The following is an 8844-nucleotide window of genomic DNA, read 5'->3' as shown; positions in this document are numbered from 1 at the left end:
CCTGGAATACGTGAACAAGCGCGCCGAAGACTACACCGGACTACGGCTCGATGAGTTGATAGCGAACGGCTGCCTTTCGCTGGTGCACCCGGACGACGTTGCGTCAACAAGCGAAGCCTGGAGAGATTCCCTCGATACTGGGAAGCCTTACGACTGGGTCTGTCGGTTCCGCGCGGCAGACAACACGTATCGGTGGTACCAATGTAAAGGCACTCCCATGCAGGATGCCGACGGTAATATTGTGAACTGGTTTGGTCTTTTGACAGATATCCACGTGCGGCAATTGGCGCAGGAGGCCCTTCGCGCAGACGAGCTTGACTTGCGAAGGCTCGTGGACGTATTGCCTGCAATGATCTGGCGGTCCACACCGCAAGGAGACGTCGAGAGACGGAATCGGCAAATGCTCACGTTCCTGGGAAAGAGTGAGGAGGAATTCGACCGGGAACTGATACTAAACCTTATCCCGGAAGTTGACCGTGCCCGTGTTCGCTCGGGCTGGAGGCGCGCTGTCCACGAAGGTACCTCTTACGAGGATACATACCAGATTACTGGCGCCGATGGGAAACTGCACTGGTACCTCGCTCGCGGCGAACCGTTTCGCGACGAAAGCGGGCAGATCCTGCACTGGTTCGGCGTAGGTGCGGACATCACCGACCTCAAACAGACCGAAGCTGCGTTAGAACAGCGAGAACTCGAATTGCGCGCGCTCATTGACACCATACCAGCCATGCTCTGGTGCGATGACCCGCAAGGCAGGCTCACTTACATTAATCGGAAAACATCCGAATTTGTTGGCCTGGATATTTCGAAACTCGCGGATCACGGGTTTCGGGAGACCATCCACCCTGATGATCTCGATAACTTGCTGCAGGCGTGGACAAATTCGATTGAGACTGGTGAGCCATACCGCCACGTTGCCCGGCTTCGCCCGAAGGACGGCGTCTACCAGTGGCATCAACACACTGCTGAAGCAATGAGAGACTCCGACGACAACATTGTTCAATGGTACGGACTCAGCGTTGATATTGACGAACGCAAGCGCGCGGAGGACCGACTCAGGCAGACTCAGGCTGAACTCGCACGGGCAACGCAGATTGCTACGGTCGCGGAACTCTCTGCGTCCATCGCACACGAACTCAATCAGCCTCTCACGTCCGTTATCGCTAATGCGCAGGCTTGCAAACGATGGCTCGCAGCGTCTCCGCCAAACCTGAGCGAAGCCAAGGCTTCCGTGGAAAGCGTAGTTCGAGATGCACGTTCCACCGACGAGACGATGAAAAGCATCCGCGCGCTGTTCAAGCGGCAAACCATTCAGAAGCGGGAGCGGAATGTGAAAGACATGGTCCTTGAAGCCGTACGGCTGCTACGGCAAGATGCAAACAGGCGTGCCGCCGACATTGAGTTCGACTTGCCTGATCGCCTCCCTCCTGTGTTCGTCGACCAGATACAGATTCAGCAGGTTCTTCTTAACCTTGTCACGAATGGGATTGATGCTACGGAAAGCACGGGACGCATACCCAGGATTCTCATCGCTGCGGGACCCCTTGATGACCAGTCCGTGCTGCTCGAGGTGATCGATAACGGTTCAGGCATCGTGGATGGCGACAGCATATTCGACGCATTCGTCACGACCAAAAGCAAGGGAATGGGCATCGGGCTTGCGGTGTCCCGCTCCATCGTCGAAGCTCATGAAGGTAGCCTTACAGCCTCCAATAACGAGGGCTATGGGGCAACCTTCAGAGTTGTGCTACCAGTCATGCCAGTCCAGATTTTCCAGCAGGAGGTGGACGCCTGAACTGTCCTACGTGAATGAATGCCTGGATCAATCGTTGAGCGGGGGTACAGAGGTAACCACTGCGGACATGCTGACTTTTGAAGTTCATTTATTCCGCTATCCATTAACTGGCTGCACCCCGCCCCATCGTCAGCGTCAGATCATGACTCCGCGCGTAGGGCGGCGTTCGCCGCGACTAGTAGGCCGGCATCGTGTTCCCGAAGCGTCGCTTCCACCTCATCGAATGCCTCTTTCAACTCGCGGCGCCCCGACTTCGTCGAGCTTTCGGTACCGCGGATCACTTCTGCCTCATTTTTTAAGCGCTTGACCAGCTTCGCCGCGCAGCGGCTGTCGAGGACCGCGCTTTGGACAAAGCCGTTTATCTGGCCTATCAACGCGGAAAGCGCCGCTTCGGTCGATTGATTCAGGCGATCGTCCGCGTCAAGAAGCAGTCGCTCTTTCATCTTGATTCTCCGGTTAGCCTTCGGATTCAACGTACCGAGTTATTGGGGCTGCGCACCAACGAAAACGACATCTTTGGAGGCGTGATACGCGCCTTTCAGCCTAATTTTCCGGCGCTTTGATGAAGCATCGACAGAATCAACATATATCGTTGTGCCCGGCTTAGACATTGCATGTTTATGTAATCCGAGGCGCGTCAAGGCGTCTGTCCTCATTGCTCAGCGAGCCGCGAGCGCCAATAGCCTCGCTGCATTGATTCCAGACTCATGTAGTAGCCGTCCTTTCACGCTAACTATCATCAAACACTCGGCCCTCTGAACCGTTCAATCCAATCACGCCGACGTAATCGCTCAGCACACATTTGAGCAGTTGGAGGCATAACAACACGAAGCTGTGGACTAACAATCTTCCGCCGAACAAGAGCGACGAAGAGGTCCGTGCGTTTGTCCGGAAATATACGGAGGTGGAAATCGACGCAATGACCCGCATTGACGGCGATGGGTCACGCCCGGGGGTACTGATTGAAATCGACGGTGCCACTCAGTTGTTGCTATTGGGAATGCAACGGCGCTTACACCGGATGTATTGGGATCAACGTGAGCTTAGCGTACAAATCATGTCCTTCTCGGACCAAGGTTAGACGCCAGAAAAAGCGCGGCCTTCGTGCAATGTCGAGACGCTGGCTGGCTCGCCGTGCCTTGACCGGTTCGAATTGAACGGCATTTCCAAAGGAAAAACAAGATGCTAATCTTGAAGATCGCAGTGGCGACGACACTGACTGTTGCCGGTCCACCTCCCCTCGCAGCAGCCTGCTTGTGGAGTATCGGCGCGATTCGACGCGCGGCAAAGTCCGTTAGGCGAATCTTCTAGCACTCGCGACAACCGTCATTCGACGACGGGCCATTCTGCAGTTGCGGCGACGTAGTCGTGGTGACGCGGTCACCAACCGAATTTCGCTTCGACGCCCACGTAGTCCGCATTCTTCGCCCCTAGTCCGCGAATCGAGTCACCCACCTCGAAGTGCACCGCCTCCAGCGCGAGCGCCACGTTCGAGCTGACGAGCCAGTCGACGCGAATCTGCTCATACATCCCCGTCCAGCGCGTGCCCTTCCCTGCCGTGCCGGGCACCACCGCCATTCCCTGCCCGTAGATCGCATCGGCCACCGTCTCGCGCCACTGGAAACCGAGCGCCGTCAGCAATGTGATCTTGGGCGACACCTTGAAGGTGATCGACGGCTTCACGTGTATCAGGTTGCTGTAGCCGGTGTATCCCGCCAGCGTGAAGTAGTAGCCGTTCGGAAAAAGCGGATTGAAGGTCTCGACGCGCCCGTCGCCCGGATGCCGGTCTCCCGATGCGCCATCCACTTGCAAGCCGAGACGTGGCGAGCCCGCCACTGATGCAAACGTATAGCCGCCGAGCAGCCCGAAGGCCCACGCACCGATGGTGTCGTTGCCGACGTGCCCCGTCTGCATCATTATCTCCGCGTCCCAGTCGAACGGCGCGAGCTTGCCCGCGTAATGCACGTCGAAAACATCGCGGTCTTCGGTACCCGTCGCATCGAGATAACGTGCGTTGTCGCGGTTGTAGCGCGACCAGTATGCGGACAGATCTCCCGGTCCCGTGTCCGCGCGTTCGACGCGCACGCCGCTGAACGTGAGATGCCGGTTCGACACATCGTCGAAGGCCGTGACGTCACGGTACTGCACGGGCTGCGTCATATAGCCGATGAAGCGCCACTTGTCGATTTCATAGTCAGCCCATAGCGCGTCGAACGCCTGACGCACATTCGGCCCGTCGCGTACCGAGATGAACCGCTGCAAGTCGAACGCCATCTCCTGGCGGCCGATGCGTGCCTTGAACGTGCCGCCGCCAACGCCATCGACGAATGCGACGAACGCCTGCTCGATATCGAGCGGATTCTTGTCGATGGGCGACACGGAATTTTTGCCGAATGGCCGGTCATCTTCGAGCTGGAAGAAGGCCTGCACATGTTGGCCGAGACGCGCATCGGCATGCACTTCGGCGCGCTGGATCACGTAGCTGTCGGGCTGCGCACCACCGAGCCCGAAAAGCGGTGAGTTGTTCAGTTCGAAGCGCTCGCGCAGATTCGCCCCGAGCGACAAATAAGTGGACGGCTCGCTGCCGAGCGGGATGTACTTGAGCGCATCGAATGGCTCGCGCGGCACGCACGGGTTCGCCAGCGCCGACCAGTCTTCCTGCCAACGATTGAACGACAGCGCCGACGGCCGCTTCGCGGTACATTGAGGCACGGCGGCCGCGTCTGCCTCCGCTGTGTTATCGGCGGCGAACGCGTTCGCGCCGCCCGTCAATCGGCACACGGCGAACGCAACGCAGGCAGCCGCCTTCGACATCTTGTGTCGCATGAACCGGCGCACTGTCACCTCGTTACTTCGTCATTTCGTGAATCTCGGCGACATAGCCGCCGGGAAATTCAACGATCGCCGTGCGCCCTCCGGGCATACGATTCGCGGGCGACAACACCTTAACGCCCGCGCTCTGCGCCTTCGTAAGCGTCGCATCGAGATCGGCGACCTGATAACCGGTCACCTCGCGGCCGAACGGATAAGGCAGCTTTCCGTCGGTGGCGAACACGAGCATGTTGCCGAAGCCCGACGTAATGCGCACGCGCCGGATCGCCTCACCGGGCCGGCCGATTTCGCTGCCGTCCGCGTGGCGGTTGTCGGACACGACCTTGCCGTGCGAGAAACGCACAAAGCGCCTGATGAAGTTATCCGCGGACTGCGACGAGACATAGACGCGATTGTCGGGCACCGTTTCGAGCGGGCCATACGAAGGCGCGTTCGTATGCCAGTACAACTGCATGTTCAGGCCACCCGGCCACTGGATAATCGCGTCCTTGCCGATCGGGTCGTCGAATGTATCGACGATCACATTCGCGCCCGCCGCGCGCGCGGCGCGCACGGCCTTGTCCATGTCCGTGACGAGGTAGCCCGTACGCTCGTTGCCGAACGGGTACGGAATCGGTGTCTGGAACGCGAACACTGACAGCATGCCGACAGGCGTCTGCACGTATTGCGAAGCTGTCTTGCTCGGCGTCGGCGTGACCGTGAACACGGCACGCTGGGAAGCGTTGCCGCCGAACGTTGCGATAAAGCTGTTCACGAACGAGTCGATGTCCTCGTTCGCCACATAAACGTGCGTCGTGTCGTACTGCGGCCCCACTGACACGACCGGCATGCTCCTGGTCGCGTTCTGATAATCGGCCTCGGCGAAAGCCAGCGTGCCGGCCAGTGCCACTCCGAGCGCGGCGATTAACATGACAGCGCCTCGCAAAAATCGGACCATCTTGACGGTACTCATAAAAACACTCCTTCCTGTTGATAGGTGTCGCCGCCTTGCGGCGCAATCAGATTGTCAAGCGCCCGGGCGGATACGATTCCAGCGACGGTTTCGGGAAACACAAGCCACTTGATCATCAGCCATGCCCCACGAGTCGCGTATCCGCACCCACTAGTCCTCGTCGCATATCGAGGTCGGCTTGCTGCTGTCCGCCGGTGGCGCGCTTTGGGCTTGTGCATCCGGCGTGCGGATCTGCGCCTGCACGAACGGAATTGCATGCTCGCCAATGACTATTCCGAGCAGTCCTGCTAGCGCGATCAGCGGCGGCGCGGGCGATTGCACGCGCACGATGTAATACAACAGGCCAACCACAAGGCCCGCGCCCAACGAAATCAGATATGACATGGTTTACACCTCATGCGTTGCTGCAGACGAGCTGTGCGTGTCTTGCTTCAGGTTCATTGCTTCCCCTCTTCGGTCGATTCGCGCGGCTGTGCAGCCGCTAGTCTTTCCACGGCGCGCCGAGAATCAGTCCGCAGAAGTTCAACCGATGAAAATCCCGGTTGATGTGCTCGAGCACGTCCGCGCTCAGCGTGCCGAACGTCGATAGCGAGCGATGCGCAACGCCGCGTCCGATTGCTTCGATCATCTTTTCCTTGAAACCGGCGCCGCGCGGATACGCGGCGAGAATCGCGACACGCTCCGCGTGCGCGTATGCGTATGCGTATGCGTATGCGTATGCGTATGCGCCCAGATTGTCGGCGAAGAGGTCCGTGCGCACCGCCGCCGCCAGCATACGAGCAAGCGGCGAGGTGCGCGCAGGCAGGCCGGGCGTCGTATGCAGCGCCATGGCGCGCCATACTTCGTCCAGCACTCCTGACGGTGCGCCGTGATACTTCAGCAACGCGCACGCGGCATCCGCGCTGTCAATTTCGTAGCCCAGCGCCGAATTCGCGTAAGCAGCGCTCAAACCCATGTTCGCGAACATGGCCGCGACGTACAGCACGCCGTCATCGCATGAGTAGTCTTCACGCCGTGCATGCAGCGAGGCAAACACGAAAACTCGCGATGCGTGCCTCGTCAAAACCTCGGGCAACGATGCGCGTACTGTCTCTGCCGTTGCAACGGCGAGCGGCGAATGGGGATTGCAAACACCCTCGACTTTAAAAAGCCGTACCCCATGTTCACTCGGCATAATCGACTCCGTCGTCTACGCCTCAGATTTTGAAGAGGCGGACGGGCTCGCGCCGATCTGCGCGAGCCCGGGGGCATTCGGCCGCCGTGCGATCCGGTAGCGTCCCGCGCCGCCGATTGCGATTGTTCCGAACATGACCAGCAGCATCCACGCGAACTGGCCCTGGTCCAGCGTCCATTCGCGATGCACGAGTCCAAGCGCGATCACGCAGACCAGCATGATCGGCAGCGCTGCTAACCGCGTCGCGATGCCCGCGATCATCAGCAGCGGACACATCACCTCCGCGAAGATCGCAAAACCCAGCGTCAGCGTCTTGCCGAAATGCAGCGGGTCTTCAATCGCTTCGAGCTGGCTCGTGTAGTGGATCGCCTTCGGTAGTCCATGCACAAGCAAACACGAGCACGCTCGCAGTGACGCGCAGAAATAGCAGCGCGGCGTCGGGGGCGGAAACGCGGTTCACTGTCTGCTAGCGCCTAGAACGCAAAGCAGCTGCAACCGAGCGCGCCCCAGAAGGCGTTCGCATCGCCAGCGGGCACGTTGCTGCGCCATGCCCATGCATGCGCATGACGATGCACGCCGCACAGGTTCACGCAAGCGTCGTTGCACGACTGCTGCACCGGTGCCACAGGCCGGTAGCGCGCATAGCCGCCGAACTCCGCCACCGGCGACCACGCCGGACTGACCGGCAGCGCAGGCGGGTCGAAGGTTTTGAATTCGTCGGCAGCATAGACGACGCGGCCATTCACTACGGTGAGCACCGAGGTCAGATGCTTGATCTCCTCTTCGCCGATCGTGAAGTAGTCGTCCGATAGCACCGCGAAATCAGCAAGCTGGCCACGCACGAGCGCACCCTTCTTCGTCTCGTCGTTTGAGAACCATGCGCTGCCGACCGTGTAGCGGCGAAGCGCCTCCATGCGATCCAGCCGGTCCGGCGCCGCGTACATCAACGTGCCGCCCACCGTGCGTCCGGAAACGAGCCAATACAAGGAAACGAACGGATTGAAGCTCGCGACGCGCGTTGCGTCCGTCCCCGCGCCGACGGGCAGTCCCGCCGCCAGCATCTGCCGCACGGGCGGCGTGCGCGCAGCGGCTTCGGCGCCATAGCGGGCGATAAAATATTCGCCCTGATACGCCATCCGGTGCTGTACGGCGATGCCACCACCCAGCGCGGCAATGCGTTCGATACTGCGCGCCGAAATGGTCTCGCAGTGGTCGAAGAACCAGCGCAAGCCACCGAACGGCGTGTCCTGATTGACGCGCTCGAACACATTGAGAAAGCGTTCGATCGACTCGTCGTAAGTTGCATGCAGCCGGAACGGCCAGCGGTTTTGCACGAGCAGTCGCACGACCGCTTCGAGTTCGCTCTCCATCGCGCCCGGCAGATCGGGACGCGGCTCCAGAAAGTCTTCGAAGTCCGCGGCGGAGAACACAAGCATTTCACCCGCACCGTTCATTTTCAGGAAGTCGTCGCCGTCGCCTGGTTTGGTGAGCTTGACCCACTTCGCGAAGTCTTCGACTTCCTTCTTCGCGTTCTGCGTAAACAGATTGTAGGCAATGCGCACGGTCAGTTCATTGCGCTTCGCGAGTTCCATGATGACCGCGTAGTCGTCGGGATAGGCCTGATAACCGCCGCCCGCATCGATCGCGCTCGTCACGCCAAGGCGATTCAGTTCGCGCATGAACTGGCGCGACGAGTTCACCTGATCGTCGAACGGCAGCTTCGGTCCTTTGGCAAGCGTCGCGTACAGCAGACCCGCGTTCGGACGCGCGATCAGCATGCCAGTCGGCTTGCCTTGGCGTTCGCGCTGGATTTCGCCGCCCGGCGGATTCGGCGTGTCGCGGTCATAGCCGACGGCACGCAGCGCCGCTGCATTCAACAGCGCGCTGTCGTAGAGATGCAGGATGAAGACGGGCGTATCGGGCGCGATTGCGTTGATCTCCTGGAGCGTCGGCCCGCGCTTCTCCGCGAACTGGAATTCGTTCCACCCGCCGACCACGCGCACCCATTGCGGAGCCGGCGTGCGCGCCACCTGCGCGCGCAGCATCTGGAGCGCGTCGTGCAGCGAGGGCACGCCATCCCAGCGCAGTTCC

Annotated in this window: 7 protein-coding genes and 1 pseudogene; 1 reads left to right on the top strand and 7 read right to left on the bottom strand. The window is 60.2% G+C overall.

From position 1 onward, the window contains the following. Positions 1 to 1795 (top strand): PAS domain-containing protein (locus tag VGH41_RS05150; RefSeq protein ID WP_331596265.1); only part of this gene is annotated, 1795 nt, incomplete at its 5' end. A gap of 140 nt (positions 1796 to 1935) precedes the next feature. On the opposite strand, the gene VGH41_RS05145 is transcribed toward VGH41_RS05150, so the two are convergent. The 7 genes and pseudogenes from VGH41_RS05145 to VGH41_RS05115 form a co-directional block, all read right to left on the bottom strand. Further along, positions 1936 to 2238, bottom strand: coding sequence for a hypothetical protein (locus VGH41_RS05145; protein ID WP_331596264.1), 303 nt, complete (start codon positions 2236 to 2238; stop codon positions 1936 to 1938). Between the two features lie 937 nt (positions 2239 to 3175). Beyond that, on the bottom strand, positions 3176 to 4621 hold the full coding sequence (locus VGH41_RS05140; protein ID WP_414696607.1) for an alginate export family protein: 1446 nt from the start codon (positions 4619 to 4621) through the stop codon (positions 3176 to 3178). Between the two features lie 22 nt (positions 4622 to 4643). After that, positions 4644 to 5537 (bottom strand): glyoxalase, encoded by an 894-nt coding sequence (locus VGH41_RS05135; RefSeq protein ID WP_414696606.1) that lies wholly within the window; start codon positions 5535 to 5537, stop codon positions 4644 to 4646. 192 nt (positions 5538 to 5729) lie between these two features. Continuing rightward, the gene (locus tag VGH41_RS05130; RefSeq protein ID WP_331596262.1) at positions 5730 to 5963 is read right to left on the bottom strand and encodes a DUF1427 family protein; all 234 of its coding nucleotides are present in this window, start codon (positions 5961 to 5963) and stop codon (positions 5730 to 5732) included. 97 nt (positions 5964 to 6060) lie between these two features. Then, positions 6061 to 6753: a phosphohydrolase gene (locus tag VGH41_RS05125; RefSeq protein WP_331596261.1), complete on the bottom strand. Its 693-nt coding sequence runs from the start codon at positions 6751 to 6753 to the stop codon at positions 6061 to 6063. A 15-nt stretch (positions 6754 to 6768) separates the two neighbouring features. Continuing rightward, a pseudogene (locus VGH41_RS05120) lies at positions 6769 to 7213 on the bottom strand (DoxX family protein). 13 nt (positions 7214 to 7226) lie between these two features. Continuing rightward, positions 7227 to 8844: amidohydrolase (locus tag VGH41_RS05115; protein ID WP_331596260.1), on the bottom strand; the 1618-nt coding region annotated here is incomplete at its 5' end.

This window comes from Paraburkholderia sp., assembly GCF_036488795.1.
Classification (GTDB): Bacteria; Pseudomonadota; Gammaproteobacteria; order Burkholderiales; family Burkholderiaceae; genus Paraburkholderia.
This window is presented reverse-complemented; position numbering and strand designations above follow the sequence as displayed.

Bases quoted from the DNA above. Each gene is read 5' to 3' on its own strand.
- VGH41_RS05140 (WP_414696607.1), bottom strand. From the start codon at position 4,621: ATGCGACACAAGATGTCGAAGGCGGCTGCCTGCGTTGCGTTCGCCGTG.
- VGH41_RS05135 (WP_414696606.1), bottom strand. From the start codon at position 5,537: ATGTTAATCGCCGCGCTCGGAGTGGCACTGGCCGGCACGCTGGCTTTC.
- VGH41_RS05145 (WP_331596264.1), bottom strand. From the start codon at position 2,238: ATGAAAGAGCGACTGCTTCTTGACGCGGACGATCGCCTGAATCAATCG.
- VGH41_RS05125 (WP_331596261.1), bottom strand. From the start codon at position 6,753: ATGCCGAGTGAACATGGGGTACGGCTTTTTAAAGTCGAGGGTGTTTGC.
- VGH41_RS05130 (WP_331596262.1), bottom strand. From the start codon at position 5,963: ATGTCATATCTGATTTCGTTGGGCGCGGGCCTTGTGGTTGGCCTGTTG.